The following is a 13,411-nucleotide window of genomic DNA, read 5'->3' as shown; positions in this document are numbered from 1 at the left end:
ACCGCTCGCTTTCTTTAAGTAAGGGGTGATATTTTTGTGGACGGCGGTAGAAGTACGAGACGGTGGTGGACAATGACGGGTCGCACGAAATTCAGTAGTCGCATCGCCCGGTGGACGCGGACGTTCTCGTACTACGACCTCGTCCTGTTGCTGGTCCCACTCCCGTTCCTGGTCGGACTGTTCGCAGGTATCACGCTGTCGGTTCCGCTGCGAGTCGGCGTGACCACGGCGGGCGTGGTGTCTGCGCTGCTGGTCGCAGACGCCGTCTTCCGTAACCCGCCGATCAACGGGCAGTCGGCGTGATCTTGTTCTGCATCGCCTGCTTGACCTGAAGGGCTGCGCTGGCCGCGAGTCCGCGAGCGACCTCGTCGCGCTCGTCCGCACCGATGAGCGCGTCCTCGCCGTCCAGGTCGCCGGTGTCGGGTTCGAACCCGGCACTGACGGGGCGACCGACGGGGGGCTGGACGGAGACAGTGGCCTGTGGTCCCGTCGCGTTCGTGGTCACCTTCGAGCCGACGACGTACTCGTCCGGGAGGAACTCCCGGGTCAGCGTGGCGATGTCGGCCACGTTGTCGCGGAGGGCACGCTTCTGGTCGGCAGTGAGATCGTCGAGTGAAACGTCGGAGACGTCGGGAGCGCCGGCGTAGGGGGTGTTTCCGTTCATGTGGTCGATACCCACCGTTATGGGTGACCACGATAAAAACCCGTCGCCGTCGGAAGTCCGCGGCGACCGACCGTCGAAACGGGCCGAACGAGGGCGTTCGTCGTCTCCCTCAGGACCGCGAGAACGGGGACGCGGCGGACCGACGGCGACCGAGCGCCCACCAGCAGGCCACGGCCAGCACCGCTCCCGCGGCGTTCGCGGTAGCGTCGAGCGGGTCGAGAGTCCGCGCCGACAGCGGCCCCTGGAGTAGTTCCATGCTCACGCCGTAGGCCACGGCGCCGCCGGCGGCGAGCGCGGCGGTCCCGACGGCGCTTCGCCGCCGGAACGCGGCCGCCAGCGCCAGACCGAGTGTGGCGTACCCCGCCGCGTGGAACCACTTGTCCCGGGAGACGACCCCGAGCGGACCGGCCGCACCGACGCCGACGTCCGGCGCTGCGAGAAGGGAGAAATAGGCGAGGACCGTGGCGACGAGGGCGACGACGACCAACCGAACGCGTTCTGAACCTTTCACTTCTGGGACGTGACGACAGCCACGAAAGTAGGTTTCGGTCGGCAGTCCGGCGAGCGCGACGACGAGCCCTTTTTACGACAGCCATCCCTACGCCCCGGCAATGACCCGAATCCTCGTCGTGGACAACCACGGCCAGTTCACGCATCTCGAACATCGGGCGCTCCGCGACATGGGCGTCGAGACGGAACTCATCGACAACGACACGCCGCCGGCGGACGTCGACGCCGACGGCCTCGTTCTCTCCGGCGGCCCCTCGATGGACGACATCGGCAACTGCCCGGACTACCTCGACATGGACGTGCCCGTGCTCGGCATCTGTCTCGGCATGCAGGTGATGGCGGCAGTCCTCGACGGCGAGGTCGGCGAGGGCGACTACGGCGGCTACGCCGACGTGACCGTCGACATCGACGACGACGACGACCCCGTCGTCGGCTCGCTCGTGCCCGAGACGCGCGTCTGGGCCAGCCACGCCGACGAGGTGAAACGGGTTCCGTCGGGCTTCGACCGCGTCGCCTCCAGCGACGTCTGCGACGTGGAGGCGATGAGCGACGCGGACCGCGACCTCTACGGCGTCCAGTGGCACCCCGAGGTCGCCCACACGGAGGAGGGCGAGGCGGTCTTCGAGAACTTCCTCGCGGTCTGCGAGTCGCACTGACGGCGTCGCTCTCGTTCTCTCGACGGCCGCGCGGTCGGCGGTGCTGCCGCGCCAGAAAGGAGTTCGGAGTCGCTACGCGAACAGCTGGCGGGCGTCGTCGATGGCCGCGACCAGTTTATCTATCTCTTCGCGGGTGTTGTAGATGTAGAACGACGCGCGCGCCGTCGCGGCAACGCCCAGCTTGTCGTGCAGCGGTTGCGTACAGTGGTCGCCGGCGCGGATGGCGACGGCGTGGTCGTTGAGGATGCTGGAGAGGTCGTGGGCGTGGACGTCGTCGACGGTGAACGAGACGAGTCCCACACGGTCGTCGCCCGGCGGGCCGTAGACCGTCACGTCGTCGTGTTCCGTGAGGCGGTCGTAGGCGTACTCCGACAGTTGCTCCTCGTGGCGCTGGATGCGCTCCATGCCGACGTCTTCGAGGTAGTCGACGGCCGCCGCGAGCGCGATGCCCTGTGCGATGACGGGCGTCCCGGCCTCGAACTTCCAGGGCAGTTCGGCCCACGTCGACTCCTCGAACGTGACGCGCTCTATCATCATCCCGCCGTAGAGGTACGGTTCCATCTCCTCGAGGAGATGCTTCTTGCCGTAGAGACAGCCGATGCCGGTCGGTCCGAGCATCTTGTGGCCGGAGAAGGCGTAGAAGTCGGCGTCTATCTCCTCCACGTCCACGGGGCGGTTCGGCACCGCCTGCGCGCCGTCGACGAAGAAGAGCGCGTCGTGGTCGTGGGCGAGGTCGGCCAGGTCGGAGACGGGGTTGACGGTGCCGAGGGTGTTCGAGACGTGGACGGCGTTGACGAGTTGGGTGTCGTCGGTTATCATCTCGGCCGCGGCGTCCATGTCGAGGTACCCCTCCTCGGTGACGGGGATGTACTTCACGTCCGCACCCGTCTTCTTCGCGACCTGCTGCCAGGTGACGAGCGAGGCGTGATGTTCCATCTCCGTGAGGACGACCTCGTCGCCGGGACCGAGTTCGTTCAGCCCCCACGCGAACGCGACGAGGTTCTCGCTCTCCGTGGTGTTCTTCGTGAACACCATCTCCTCGCGACCGCCGCTCGCGCCGACGAACTCCGCGAGGCGGTCGTGGGCATCCTCGTAGGCGATGGAGGCCTCCTGGCTGAGATGGTGGAGTCCCCGATGGACGTTGGCGTTCGTCTTCCGGTAGTAATCCGCGATGACGTCGACGACCGGGTCGGGCGTCTGGCTCGTCGCCGCGTTGTCGAGGTAGACGACCTGGTTCCCCTCGAACTCTCGTTGAAGGATAGGGAAGTCCTCCCGAATTTGCTCGACGTCGAGCGCGTCGGACTGTTGAGTTTCCATTAGGCGAACCTAAGCGTTCGAGTCAAAACACTCCTTCGGTCCGGCAGAACTCGCGAAACCGAAACCGGTTACGCTCGCCGGCGAACCGGGCAGCGTGCCGGCGAACGCGACGCCACCGACCCGCCGAGCGGTTTCGTGGCCCGTCGAACCGGAGAACACGGTTAAGCCGTTCCAGGTCCATCCGTCTACATGGTCTCCAATCGACGAATCGTCGCTAGCCTGCTGTTCGCAGGCGTCGGGTTCGTCGGTGTCGCCCACACCGTCCTCGCCTTCGCGTTCGACACCGGCCTGGCCCCCATCGGTATCATCGTCGCCGGCTTCAGCTTCCTCGGACTGGTCGCGGTCAACGTCGTCGCGCTACTGGACTAGCTACATCCGGAGGAACTGGGCGTGCCGAGTCGCGTCGAGGTCGAGGACGTTCGCCTCGTCGACGAACCCCTCCTCGATTGCGAGCGCGACCGCCTCCGTGCCGACGATGTTGGCCACGGCCGCCCGCGAGAGGCTGTCGATCACCTCGGCCGCGTCGACCTGCTCGCCACCGTAGAACTCCTCGGTGACGGTCAGCGACACCTCGCCGTTCTCGAACGTCTCCCCGAGCACGTCGTCGTCGCAGACCGCGACGAGCAACCCCTCTTCCGTCTCGCGCTCGCGGAGGATCATCGCTGGGCGCGTTCGGACTCCTGAACGAGTTCCTCTTCGACGCGCTCGCGCATCTCCTCGGCCTCCTCGGCGACCGTTTCGGCCTCGTCGTACTCACCCAGTTCTTCGAGCGCGCGGGCCTTCTCGTCGAGGACCTCGGCGCTGCGCAGTCCGAGACGGATGGCGTTGTCGAAGGAGTCGAGCGCCTCCTCCGCGAGACCGCGTTCCAGCAGGAAGAAGCCGCGGTTGTACCACGCCTGCGGGAAGCGTTCGTCGATCTCGACCGCGCGCTCGGCGTGTTCGAGCGCCTTCTCGCTGTGGCCCGACTCCCAGAGCGCGTACGCGAGGTTCGTCTCGGCGTCAGCGGCGTGCTCGCCCGACGGCAGGCGCTGCTCGGCGGCGTCCGGGTCGCGCTCTATCTCGGTCTTCTGGTCGATGTGTAGCGCCTCGCGGTACGCGCCGATGGCCTCGTCCCACTCCTCCAGTCTGGCGTGGGCCGTCCCCTTGTTCACCCAGGCCTCCTGCTCTTCGCTGCTTCCGTCCTCGGCGTAGCGGGCCGCGCGCTCGAACGTCTCGGCGGCCTGCTCGAAGCGGTTGATGCTGATGTAGTTCAGCCCCACGTCGATGAGGCTCTCGACGTCGACCTCGTCGTCGGGGATGGCCTGTTCGTCCAGCAGGTCGGTGACCACGCGGGAGTCGACGGGGTCGACCTGGTCCGGATCCACGTCGAGTTCCGGCGGGTCGATGTCGAACTCCTCGTACGGGTCGTCGAACCCGCCACCCTCGGAGAACTGGTGGTCCTTCTCGTCGGTCATTACTGCTCGATTGGGGCGGCGTACTGTTAAGGTCTGCGCCATTCGGCCGTCAGCCCGCATCACCCGCAGTTTCGCGCTGGACGCCGGAAGCCGGCAAGAGCGTGTGGCGCGCGAGACCCCTGATAAAGGAGACGCCGGAAAACCAGCCGCAGAAACCCTGATAAACGACGTCCGTGACCTGTCAGTGGGGACTACCAACCTTTATAAACCTTAAATACGTCATTTAAGTCGCGTATGACCGACCCCAAGGAAACCATCAACATTGAAAACGTGGTCGCCTCGACGGGCATTGGGCAGGAACTCGACCTCCAGAGCGTCGCCATGGACCTGGAAGGCGCGGACTACGACCCCGAGCAGTTCCCGGGCCTCGTCTACCGCACGCAGAACCCGAAGTCGGCCGCGCTCATCTTCCGCTCCGGGAAGATAGTCTGTACCGGCGCGAAGAGCACCGCCGACGTCCACGAGAGTCTCGAAATCGTCTTCGACAAGCTCCGCGAACTCAACATCGAGGTGAACGAGAACCCCGAAATCGTCGTCCAGAACATCGTCACCAGCGCGGACCTCGGTCGGAACCTCAACCTCAACGCCATCGCCATCGGCCTCGGCCTCGAGAACATCGAGTACGAACCCGAGCAGTTCCCGGGCCTCGTCTACCGCCTCGACGAACCCGAAGTCGTCGCGTTGCTGTTCGGCTCCGGCAAACTCGTCATCACCGGCGGCAAGAAGCCCGAGGACGCCGAGCAGGCGGTCGACAAGATCGTCTCCCGGCTCGAAGAACTCGGTCTCCTGGAGTAAATCGGCACGCCCAAGCCGTCCCGCTCTCGAGTCTTACACATGCCACTGCTGGGCGAACTGACCCCCATCGTCGGGACCTATCTCCTGCTGGCGGGGTTTCTCACGCTGACGGGCCACATTGCCGCGCGCAACGTCCTCGGTGACGTGCCGTTCACGCGTGCGCTCGTCGTCGGCCCGGCGCTCGCGATACTTCCCTTCCTCCTCCAGCGGTACTTTCCGCCGCTCGTCGTCTTCATCGCCGTCGCGCTCGACGCCACCGTCTTCCATCTCGTCTACCGGTTGAAGTGGCGCACCGCCGGGTTCGTGACGTTCATCCACGTCACCGTCACCGTCCTCGCCAGCATCGTCATCGGCGGAATCCTGTATCTCGCCTCGACCGCCCCGACCTGACCGACGGCACCTCGCTTGGTCGCGGAACACATCTGCGTTCGATAGGACCCGTCACCGAGCCTCGCTTACGCGGACGGCCGGTCGGCTCCCCGGGGCTGTAACGCTTCGCCATCGCTGTACCCCTCCGGGTGGTCCGCCAGTCGTTCGATCAATCGCTCGCGGAAGGACTCGACCGTCTCGTCGTACTCGGAATCGTCCGAGAGATCGACCTCCTCGCCGGGGTCCGCTCGGACGTCGAAGAGCAGTTCGTCGTCGATGACTGGATTCCAGACGTACTTGTAGCGCTCGCCGACGAGATACTGCGTCGCGTTTTCGTCGTGGTAAATCGGCCCGTGCTCGCCGTGATAGCAGTCGCGCCAGTCGGGGTCGTCGCTGTCCCCGGTGACGAGCGTGAGGAGACTCCGGCCCTCGACCGTGTCGGGGATATCGACGCCGGCGGCGTCGAGGAACGTCGGCATGAGATCCTCGAGACCGACGGGACGGTCGACGACTCGCCCGCGTTCGACCGCCATTTCGTCGGGGAACCGTACCACTAGCGGTATCCGGGCCGACCCCTCGTAGGCGTAGGTCTTCCGCCAGAGGAGGTGGTCGCCGAGCATATCGCCGTGGTCGCTGGCGAAGACGACCAGCGTGTCTGCGAGTTCGCCGATGCGCGAGAGCTTCCGCAGCAACCGGTTGACCTGGTGGTCGACGTGGGTGATGGAGCCGTAGTAGCCTGTTCGAGCGCGGCGGATCGTCGTCGGCGAGAGGTCGGCACACCACGCCGACGTCTTCGGGTACTCGGGGACGTACTCGCGATACGTGTCCTCGGACCACTCGCCCTCGTAGGGGACGGGAAGATCACGTTCGGCGTACATGTCCCAGTAGCGCTGTGGCGGGTCGAACGGCTGGTGGGGGCGGACGTAGGAGACGCAGTGGAAGAACGGACGGGTCGGGTCGCGCGTCTCGAAGAACTCCAGGGCGCGGTTCGTCGTCCAGTTGGTCGGGTGTTCGTGTTCGTCGAGGTGGGAGGGTCGCGGGTCCCAGGAGTTGCGTCCGATGCCGTGCGAGATTTCGCCGTACTCGCCGTCGCTCCGTCCATCGATCCACTCGGAGTAGTCGTCGGGGTCGGTGAGTCCGGCGTGGAGTTCCATCTGCTCGAAGCCGAAGTGATTACGCTGCGGGAGCGAGTGGGTCTTCCCCGTCAGGCGCGTCTGGTAACCGGCGTCACGCAGCAGCCTCGGCAGCGGGTTCTCGAACTCCCAGTCGTCGGTCGTCCAGTTCGTACAGCCGTTGGTGGCCGGAGTCTGGCCGGTCCAGAGACAGCGCCTGGCCGGAATCGAAGACGGCGCCGGCGTGTACGCCCGCGAGAACAGCGCGCCATCGCCCACGAGCTGGTCGACGTTCGGCGTGTGGACGATCGAGTAGCCGTCGTCCGTCGGACACGCGGGGTCTGCGCCGATGGCGTCCCCGCGGTGCTGGTCGGTCATCACGAACAGGACGTTCGGTCGGTCGGTCACGAACGGGCAGTGTTGTCAATGGGCAAAATAGCTTCGGGCGTGTCCGCACCGGACACGCACTGACGGATTCAGACGACGGAGCGGTTCGTCGGAGACGGGACCCTCTCGCCGTCCGTGCCGCGGTTCGACCCCGGCGGGGCGAGAGCCAGCGGGGAAAATCGAGCCCGCCGGTCGCGATTCGGCGGAGGCCAGAACGCCACCGGTCGCCTAAATCGGGTCGTCGGGGTCGTGCTCGTCAGCCATCCGGGACGCCTCCGCGGCGTAGCGCTCGCGCGTCTCCTCGTTCTCGACGGGCCCCGTCTGCTCCGGGGCCACGTTCAGCGCCGCCAGCGTCGGCCGGGCAGCACCCGTGAAGCTCGGCAGGGCTCGCTCCTTCCGGAAGTACCGCCCGCCGTCCGGCGTCGCGTAGATGAGGATGATGAGGTTCTGTTCGTCGTCGGAGTAGGTCCGTTCGACCAGCCAGACCCGAATCGTCTCCTGGTCGGACACAGTTTCGGTCACGTCCGGGTGTACGAGCCCCGGACGGATAACTTCGCTCCGCTCGCGGCGGGAACGGACGCCGGTGGGACGCGAGCGGGAGCGTCGGCGTCGGAAACGGTCGACGCTCGCGACCACCGAACGTCGGCCTCAGTGGGGCCCCTCGAAGTACAGGTCGTAGTGGTCGGCACAGCCGGGGTTGAACGCGGTCCCGCACGACGGACACGTCGACCCGCAGTCGAGGTACGTCGAAATCGCCAGCTCGGTCCCGCAGACGCCACAGAGCACCGCTTCGACGCTGCGGTCGTCTCGCGACCAGCGCTCCCGGTCGTGGTCGGCGACCGCGTCGTGACACCGGAAGCAGGGGAAATGCTCCCCGCAGCAGCGAAACCGGACGGCGACCACGTCGCGCTCGGAGTCGTAGTGAGCACAGCGCGTCTCCGGCCCGACGTCGACGCCGCGAACCCGGTGGCCGTGAACGTCGCGCTCCATCGGAAGTCAGGGTCGCCGCGACTCGGCGGCCGCCCCGTCTCGCGACGTCATTGCTCGACCTCGGGGAGGTCGACCTCCTCCCCGTCCGCGTAGACGGTCGGCTCCCGGAGGATGCCGTCCAGGTGGACCGGCGCATCGGTGTCGCCGCCGATGCCGGCGTCGTCGCCGATGGCGATGTGGACCGTGCCGCCGGCCTTCTCGTCGAGCAGGACCGACCCGACGAGTTCCGTCACGGCGGTGTTCGTCCCGATGCCGAGTTCCGCGAGGTTGTAGGCGTCGTCGCCCACCTCCTCGGCCGCGGTCTCGACCTGGGAGCGAATGTCGTCGTCGCTTATCTCCGTGACCCGACCGTCCTCGACGACGAACTCTAGCGTCTCGCCCGGCGGGAGCAGTCCGTGGGGCATCATCGTCCCGTCGACGACGTAGCGGCCGTTCGCGTCCTCGGGACTGACGAACACCTCGCCCGCGGGGAGGTTGGTGAAATCGCCCGCCTCGTGACAGAGACCGGTGTCGGCCAGCCAGTCGCGGTCGCCGGGTTCGAAGGTGATGTCGGTGCCCTGGGGGGAGGTGACCCGGATTTCGTCGGCGTCCTCCACCTGTTCGAGCACGGCCACGCAGTGTTCGCCGATGGCGCGGTAGTCGGCGTCCAGCCCAGTGACCATGACCTCCTCGGTGATGCCCGGGAGGGTGGCCGCGCGGACGCCCGCCTCCGTGGCGGCGCCGCGAGCGCGGGTGTGGCTCAGGCTCTTGGTCGTCGGGGCCAGGACGACGTCGGCGCTCTTCATCGCGGCGGCGACCGGTTCCGGCGGTTCCTCGCCGTGCTGGTCGCCGACCGGATAGCGCGCGACGGTCGCGTCGTCGGTGACCTCGCGGGCCGCGTCGTACAGGGCCTCGCCGATGTGCCGGCGCTCGTCGTCGGTGACGACGACGCAGGCCTCGTCGGCTGCAAGCCCCATGCACTGGTCGACGGCGGTTCGGGCCGCGTCTTCGAGACTCATGTTCGGCGGGTCGTCCGGCGAGGGGTTATGTTTTCCCTTCCCGGCCCGCTCCGGCGGCTACTCGCCGACCGCACGGTCGGCGTCGTCGCCGGCCTCCCCGAACCGCTTCAACTGCTCGGCCTCGGTGAACGCGTACCGGCGGACCAGGAGCGTGCTCGTCATGCTCGTCAGCCCGCCGGCCGCGAACAGCATCGCCATTATCACGAACTGGTACTCGGCGGCGTAGATGGGGTTGGCGCCCGCGAGTATCATCCCGGACATCATCCCCGGAATGTAGACGAGGCCGAGGCTCTTCAGCGAGTCCACCATCGGGATGAGCGACGCCCGGACGCTCGTCGTCACGTAGTCCGAGATGACTCGCCCGGGCGGAACGCCCAGCGCGAGCACCGCCTCTATCTCGCGGCGGTTCGACGCGACTTCGCCCCTGAACCGGTCGAGCGCGAGCGAGTTGGTCTTCATCGCGTTCGCGATTATCATCCCGCCGACGGGGACGAGGTTACGGACGGTGGGCTCTATCGCGCCGGCCGCGAGCATGGTGACGATGACGACCCACGCTCCGAACAGGATGCTGACCAGCGACGCGCGCAGCACGCCCGGGACGCCCTCGCCGCGGTCCTTCGATATCCAGGCCGCCACCGCCATCATGGCCAGGATGACCCCGCCGCTCCAGACGAATGGGACGGAGAAGAGGACGCCGATGAACGCCCCCATCGCGACAACCTGGACGAAGCCCCGGACGAAGGCGCGGCCGAGTTCGGATTCGAGGTCGAGGCTTCGGCGGTACGACACGCCAAGGACGACGAGCGCCAACAGCGACGCGACGGCGACCTGGAGGAGTCCTTCGAGCACGACCGGCTCCGCGACCCGGTCGAGCAGCGTCACGCGACCACCTCCTCCACCGGACCGACGGCGGTCACGCGACCCGCCTCGAAGACCGCGACGCGGGTCGCGAGCCGCCGGGCCTGGTCGCGGTCGTGGGTGACCAGCACGTACGTCAGGCCGAGTTCGGCGTGTAGATCGTCGAGCAGCCGCTCGACCGTCGCTTCCGACTCCGCGTCGAGGCTCGAGGTCGGTTCGTCGAGCAGGAGGACCTCCGGTCGGTTGACGACCGTGCGGGCGATTGCCACCCGCTGTGCCTCGCCGCCGGAGAGCGTCGCGACGTCGCGCTCGCCGTACCCGCCGAGGCCGACGCGGACGAGCACGTCTTCGACCGTCTCGTCGTCGACGGTCTCGCCGCGCAGACGCCGGCCGACGGAGACGTTCTCGCCGACGGTCCCTGCGCGGAGGGCGGGCTGTTGCGGAACGTATCCGACGCGGTGACGGAGTTCCCGCGGCGGGACATCGCGGTAGTCGACGCCGTCGAGGTAGACCGTTCCCGCGGTGGGTTCGTCGAGTCGGTTCAACAGGCGGAGAAAGGACGACTTCCCGGCACCCGACGGGCCGACGATTCCGAGGACGTCCCCCTCTTCGACCGTCAACGAGACGGAGTCGACGAGGCGGTCACCGTCGACCGTGCGGGAGAGTCGCTCCGTTCGTAGTCTGGCGACCATCCTCCTCGGGGGTACGTCGCGGAGCAATTTGTGTCCGCGCCCGACCGCGACCTGCATACTTACTCGGCGAAGAGTTAATTTCCCCCAATCCACCCCGAAACCATTATGCGCGAGAGGGCCGGACACCTATCTGCATGCTACAGGTCGGCATCAACGGCTACGGGACCATCGGCAAGCGAGTCGCGGACGCCGTCCGCGCCCAACCGGACATGGAGGTCGCCGGGGTCGCCAAGACACGGCCGAACTTCGAGGCGGAGCGGGCCGTCGAGAAGGGGTTCCCCCTCTACGCCGCCGTCGAGGACCGCGTGGACCGGTTCGACGACGCCGGCATCGAACTCGCCGGGATGGTCGAGGAACTGGTCGAGGACAGCGACGTGGTGGTCGATGCCTGTCCCTCGGGAATCGGCGAGCAGAACTCGGAGATGTACGACGAGTACGACACGCCTGCGCTGTACCAGGGCGGCGAGTCAGCGGACTTCGTCGACGCCAGTTTCAACGCTCGCTCGAACTTCGAGGAGGCGGTCGGGGCCGACCACGTCCGCGTCGTCTCCTGCAACACCACCGGCCTCTCGCGACTCGTCAAACCGCTCCGCGAGGAGTACGGCGTCGAGAAGGTGCGCGCGACGCTGGTCCGGCGCGGCGGCGACCCCGCCCAGACCGGTCGCGGCCCCATCAACGACATCCTGCCGAACCCCGTCTCGCTGCCCTCCCACCACGGCCCGGACGTCCAGACCATCTTCCCGGACCTCGACATCGACACGCTCGGGCTGAAGGTGCCGGCGACGCTGATGCACATGCACAGCGTCAACGTCTCGCTCGACGCCGAACCCGACGCCGACGAGGTTCGGGACCTGCTCGAGGGCGAGTCCCGGCTGTTCGTCATCCCCGAGCACTTCGACATCGACGGCGCGGGCAAACTCAAAGAGTACGCCCAGGACGCCGGCCGACCGCGCGGCGACATCTGGGAGAACTGCGTCTGGGGCGAGTCGGTCACGACCGAAGGCAACGACCTCTACCTCTTCCAGGCCATCCACCAGGAGAGCGACGTGGTGCCCGAGAACATCGACGCCATCCGTGCCGTGACGAACGCCGCGGACGCCCGCGAGAGCATCGAGACGACGAACGACGCGATGGGCCTGGGCATCTAGTCCGCCAGCACCGTCACGAGGTGGACCCCCAATATATCTGATAAGTGGTTTCGCCTCGCCGAAGCGCGGCGTCCCGCTCCCGTCCAAAACCTTTTGCCCTTCAGTTACCTATCTTCTACCATGCGCAGAGACGACCGCGACGACCCGTTCGACGATCTCTTTCGCGAGATAGAACGTATGATGAACGATATGATGGGTGGGAACGTCGACATGCACGTAGACACCGACACGCCGACCGGGTTCGGCGCGGACACGCACGTCGACATGCACGAGGACGACGACACCGTGCGGGTCATCGCGGACCTCCCCGGCGTCGAGAAAGAGGACATCGACCTGAAGTGCGACGGCGAGTACCTCACCATCAGCGCCGCGAGCGACCACCGCGAGTACGACGAGCGCATCACGCTCCCGGCGCTCGTGGACGAACGCTCGGCGAACGCCACCTACAACAACGGCGTCCTCGAGGTCACCTTCGACAAGAGCGACGAGTCGGCGGACATCAGCGTCGAGTAGCGCTCCCGGCCACCCGCCGAATCAGTTCGGCAAGCGCGTCGTAGAACCCTTCTTCGTACTTCGTCTCCGCGTCGACGGTCGACCGCGCGTTCGTCTCGTTGACGACAACCCGGTCCTCGGTCTCCAGCAGGTCGACGCCCAGGAACGGTACGTCCAGCGCCTCGGCCGTCCGTTCGGCGACGTCGCGCAGTTTCGGCCGGAGGTCGACGCCCCGCGCCGTCGCTCCGCGGTGGACGTTGTGTTTCCACTGCCCGGCCGCCAGCGCGTCCGCCGGCAGACGGCGCTCGACCGCGCCGGCGTACTCGCCGTCGACCACCATCGCGCGGTAGTCGGTCGCGCCCGGGAGATACTCCTGGACGAGGAAGGACTTGTCGCCGGTCGCCCGGTAGTCGTGGACGAGGTCGAGGTAGTCGGTGATGCCGAGAAACGAGTCGAGGTCGTCGACGCGCGCGACACCGACGCCCCGCGTCGTGGAGTTCGGTTTCACGACAACCGGGCCGTCGAACCGCTCGAAGGCGGCGCACAGTTCGTCTTCGTCGACCGGGTTCGAGACGAGGACGGTCTCCGGCACCGCCACTCCCTCGCGGCCGAGCGCCGCGATGACGCCGGCCTTGTTCCGCGACGTGAGCACCGCCTCGCGGTCGTTCACCCACGGCACGTCGAGCAGGGCGTCGACCGCGCCGCCCTCCATCGCCCGCGACGGGTAGACGAACCCCACGTCGAACTCGTCGGGGTCCCACGGGGGGTCGGCGAGGTCGACGGTCCGGGCTTCCGTCGGGACGTGGACGGCCCGGATACCTCGGTCCGCGAGCGGGTCCCGCACGCGTTCGAACGTCTCCTCTCGGTAAGCGACCGCGAGGTTCAGCATCGAATGGGGTTTCGCACTGGGGGACAAAGAACGAACCGGTGGTCGGGACGGCAACGGCCGAGCGTCGACCGGAGCAGTCG

19 protein-coding genes are annotated in these 13,411 nt (G+C 67.3%); 7 read left to right on the top strand and 12 right to left on the bottom strand.

Translation table 11 applies throughout. From position 1 onward, the window contains the following. Window positions 1-72 precede the first annotated feature (72 nt). On the top strand, window positions 73-303 hold the full coding sequence (locus ACRYA2_RS09105; RefSeq protein WP_433626761.1) for a DUF8015 family protein: 231 nt from the start codon (window positions 73-75) through the stop codon (window positions 301-303). Here ACRYA2_RS09105 and ACRYA2_RS09100 read toward each other — a convergent pair. Further along, the gene (locus ACRYA2_RS09100) at window positions 284-664 is read right to left on the bottom strand and encodes a DUF5811 family protein (RefSeq protein WP_433626759.1); all 381 of its coding nucleotides are present in this window, start codon (window positions 662-664) and stop codon (window positions 284-286) included. The two genes, ACRYA2_RS09105 and ACRYA2_RS09100, sit on opposite strands and share 20 nt — an antisense overlap. A gap of 109 nt (window positions 665-773) precedes the next feature. After that, entirely contained in the window at window positions 774-1,175 is a 402-nt protein-coding gene (locus ACRYA2_RS09095) for a VanZ family protein (protein ID WP_433626756.1), read from the bottom strand. Window positions 1,176-1,275: 100 nt separating this feature from the next. Here ACRYA2_RS09095 and ACRYA2_RS09090 point away from each other — a divergent pair, with 100 nt between their 5' ends. Next, a complete protein-coding gene (locus ACRYA2_RS09090) occupies window positions 1,276-1,830 on the top strand; it encodes a GMP synthase subunit A (protein ID WP_433626753.1) in 555 nt (184 codons plus the stop codon). A 72-nt stretch (window positions 1,831-1,902) separates the two neighbouring features. Here the strand turns inward: ACRYA2_RS09090 and ACRYA2_RS09085 are convergent, their stop codons facing one another. Beyond that, window positions 1,903-3,147, bottom strand: coding sequence for an aminotransferase class V-fold PLP-dependent enzyme (locus ACRYA2_RS09085; protein WP_433626750.1), 1,245 nt, complete (start codon window positions 3,145-3,147; stop codon window positions 1,903-1,905). A gap of 189 nt (window positions 3,148-3,336) precedes the next feature. On the opposite strand from ACRYA2_RS09085, the gene ACRYA2_RS09080 reads away from it, so the two are divergent. After that, window positions 3,337-3,516 (top strand): hypothetical protein, encoded by a 180-nt coding sequence (locus ACRYA2_RS09080; RefSeq protein ID WP_113274931.1) that lies wholly within the window; start codon window positions 3,337-3,339, stop codon window positions 3,514-3,516. Here ACRYA2_RS09080 and ACRYA2_RS09075 read toward each other — a convergent pair whose 3' ends face one another. Both ACRYA2_RS09075 and ACRYA2_RS09070 read right to left on the bottom strand, forming a co-directional pair. Continuing rightward, complete coding sequence (locus ACRYA2_RS09075) at window positions 3,517-3,807, bottom strand: DUF424 domain-containing protein (RefSeq protein WP_433626747.1); 291 nt, start codon at window positions 3,805-3,807, stop codon at window positions 3,517-3,519. After that, entirely contained in the window at window positions 3,804-4,601 is a 798-nt protein-coding gene (locus tag ACRYA2_RS09070) for a tetratricopeptide repeat protein (RefSeq protein ID WP_433626745.1), read from the bottom strand. The genes ACRYA2_RS09075 and ACRYA2_RS09070 overlap by 4 nt, the downstream gene beginning before the upstream one ends. Before the next feature lie 234 nt (window positions 4,602-4,835). Between ACRYA2_RS09070 and ACRYA2_RS09065 the strand changes: the two genes are divergently transcribed. Next, window positions 4,836-5,396, top strand: coding sequence for a TATA-box-binding protein (locus tag ACRYA2_RS09065; RefSeq protein ID WP_049969372.1), 561 nt, complete (start codon window positions 4,836-4,838; stop codon window positions 5,394-5,396). Between the two features lie 39 nt (window positions 5,397-5,435). Further along, window positions 5,436-5,786, top strand: coding sequence for a DUF7473 family protein (locus ACRYA2_RS09060; protein ID WP_433626742.1), 351 nt, complete (start codon window positions 5,436-5,438; stop codon window positions 5,784-5,786). 65 nt (window positions 5,787-5,851) lie between these two features. Here the strand turns inward: ACRYA2_RS09060 and ACRYA2_RS09055 are convergent, their stop codons facing one another. From ACRYA2_RS09055 to ACRYA2_RS09030, 6 genes are all read right to left on the bottom strand, one after another. After that, on the bottom strand, window positions 5,852-7,285 hold the full coding sequence (locus ACRYA2_RS09055) for an arylsulfatase (RefSeq protein WP_433626739.1): 1,434 nt from the start codon (window positions 7,283-7,285) through the stop codon (window positions 5,852-5,854). A gap of 207 nt (window positions 7,286-7,492) precedes the next feature. Beyond that, the gene (locus ACRYA2_RS09050) at window positions 7,493-7,786 is read right to left on the bottom strand and encodes a DUF7967 family protein (RefSeq protein ID WP_433626737.1); all 294 of its coding nucleotides are present in this window, start codon (window positions 7,784-7,786) and stop codon (window positions 7,493-7,495) included. Window positions 7,787-7,912: 126 nt separating this feature from the next. Continuing rightward, window positions 7,913-8,254, bottom strand: a complete 342-nt coding sequence (locus ACRYA2_RS09045; RefSeq protein ID WP_433626734.1) for a CHY zinc finger protein — start codon at window positions 8,252-8,254, stop codon at window positions 7,913-7,915. 47 nt (window positions 8,255-8,301) lie between these two features. Next, complete coding sequence (locus tag ACRYA2_RS09040) at window positions 8,302-9,252, bottom strand: aminopeptidase (protein WP_433626731.1); 951 nt, start codon at window positions 9,250-9,252, stop codon at window positions 8,302-8,304. Between the two features lie 57 nt (window positions 9,253-9,309). Further along, the gene (locus ACRYA2_RS09035; RefSeq protein WP_433626728.1) at window positions 9,310-10,134 is read right to left on the bottom strand and encodes an ABC transporter permease; all 825 of its coding nucleotides are present in this window, start codon (window positions 10,132-10,134) and stop codon (window positions 9,310-9,312) included. Further along, window positions 10,131-10,802 (bottom strand): ABC transporter ATP-binding protein, encoded by a 672-nt coding sequence (locus tag ACRYA2_RS09030; RefSeq protein WP_433626725.1) that lies wholly within the window; start codon window positions 10,800-10,802, stop codon window positions 10,131-10,133. The genes ACRYA2_RS09035 and ACRYA2_RS09030 overlap by 4 nt, the downstream gene beginning before the upstream one ends. Before the next feature lie 134 nt (window positions 10,803-10,936). Between ACRYA2_RS09030 and ACRYA2_RS09025 the strand changes: the two genes are divergently transcribed. Further along, window positions 10,937-11,950: a type II glyceraldehyde-3-phosphate dehydrogenase gene (locus ACRYA2_RS09025; protein WP_433626722.1), complete on the top strand. Its 1,014-nt coding sequence runs from the start codon at window positions 10,937-10,939 to the stop codon at window positions 11,948-11,950. Between the two features lie 120 nt (window positions 11,951-12,070). Then, window positions 12,071-12,463 (top strand): Hsp20/alpha crystallin family protein, encoded by a 393-nt coding sequence (locus ACRYA2_RS09020; protein ID WP_113274922.1) that lies wholly within the window; start codon window positions 12,071-12,073, stop codon window positions 12,461-12,463. Here the strand turns inward: ACRYA2_RS09020 and ACRYA2_RS09015 are convergent. Then, window positions 12,450-13,331 (bottom strand): ATP-grasp domain-containing protein, encoded by an 882-nt coding sequence (locus ACRYA2_RS09015; protein ID WP_433626718.1) that lies wholly within the window; start codon window positions 13,329-13,331, stop codon window positions 12,450-12,452. The two genes, ACRYA2_RS09020 and ACRYA2_RS09015, sit on opposite strands and share 14 nt — an antisense overlap. Window positions 13,332-13,411 lie beyond the last annotated feature (80 nt).

The organism is Halomicrococcus pelagicus, assembly GCF_050954125.1.
The sequence above is the reverse complement of the archived record's forward strand: the minus strand, read 5'-3'. Positions and strand labels throughout refer to the sequence as shown.

What these genes read in the sequence shown, in the direction of transcription:
- ACRYA2_RS09105 (WP_433626761.1), top strand. Translation starts at nt 73, where the DNA reads ATGACGGGTCGCACGAAATTCAGTAGTCGCATCGCCCGGTGGACGCGG.
- ACRYA2_RS09100 (WP_433626759.1), bottom strand. Translation starts at nt 664, where the DNA reads ATGAACGGAAACACCCCCTACGCCGGCGCTCCCGACGTCTCCGACGTT.
- ACRYA2_RS09090 (WP_433626753.1), top strand. Translation starts at nt 1,276, where the DNA reads ATGACCCGAATCCTCGTCGTGGACAACCACGGCCAGTTCACGCATCTC.
- ACRYA2_RS09085 (WP_433626750.1), bottom strand. Translation starts at nt 3,147, where the DNA reads ATGGAAACTCAACAGTCCGACGCGCTCGACGTCGAGCAAATTCGGGAG.
- ACRYA2_RS09080 (WP_113274931.1), top strand. Translation starts at nt 3,337, where the DNA reads ATGGTCTCCAATCGACGAATCGTCGCTAGCCTGCTGTTCGCAGGCGTC.
- ACRYA2_RS09075 (WP_433626747.1), bottom strand. Translation starts at nt 3,807, where the DNA reads ATGATCCTCCGCGAGCGCGAGACGGAAGAGGGGTTGCTCGTCGCGGTC.
- ACRYA2_RS09070 (WP_433626745.1), bottom strand. Translation starts at nt 4,601, where the DNA reads ATGACCGACGAGAAGGACCACCAGTTCTCCGAGGGTGGCGGGTTCGAC.
- ACRYA2_RS09065 (WP_049969372.1), top strand. Translation starts at nt 4,836, where the DNA reads ATGACCGACCCCAAGGAAACCATCAACATTGAAAACGTGGTCGCCTCG.
- ACRYA2_RS09060 (WP_433626742.1), top strand. Translation starts at nt 5,436, where the DNA reads ATGCCACTGCTGGGCGAACTGACCCCCATCGTCGGGACCTATCTCCTG.
- ACRYA2_RS09045 (WP_433626734.1), bottom strand. Translation starts at nt 8,254, where the DNA reads ATGGAGCGCGACGTTCACGGCCACCGGGTTCGCGGCGTCGACGTCGGG.
- ACRYA2_RS09040 (WP_433626731.1), bottom strand. Translation starts at nt 9,252, where the DNA reads ATGAGTCTCGAAGACGCGGCCCGAACCGCCGTCGACCAGTGCATGGGG.
- ACRYA2_RS09030 (WP_433626725.1), bottom strand. Translation starts at nt 10,802, where the DNA reads ATGGTCGCCAGACTACGAACGGAGCGACTCTCCCGCACGGTCGACGGT.
- ACRYA2_RS09025 (WP_433626722.1), top strand. Translation starts at nt 10,937, where the DNA reads ATGCTACAGGTCGGCATCAACGGCTACGGGACCATCGGCAAGCGAGTC.
- ACRYA2_RS09020 (WP_113274922.1), top strand. Translation starts at nt 12,071, where the DNA reads ATGCGCAGAGACGACCGCGACGACCCGTTCGACGATCTCTTTCGCGAG.
- ACRYA2_RS09015 (WP_433626718.1), bottom strand. Translation starts at nt 13,331, where the DNA reads ATGCTGAACCTCGCGGTCGCTTACCGAGAGGAGACGTTCGAACGCGTG.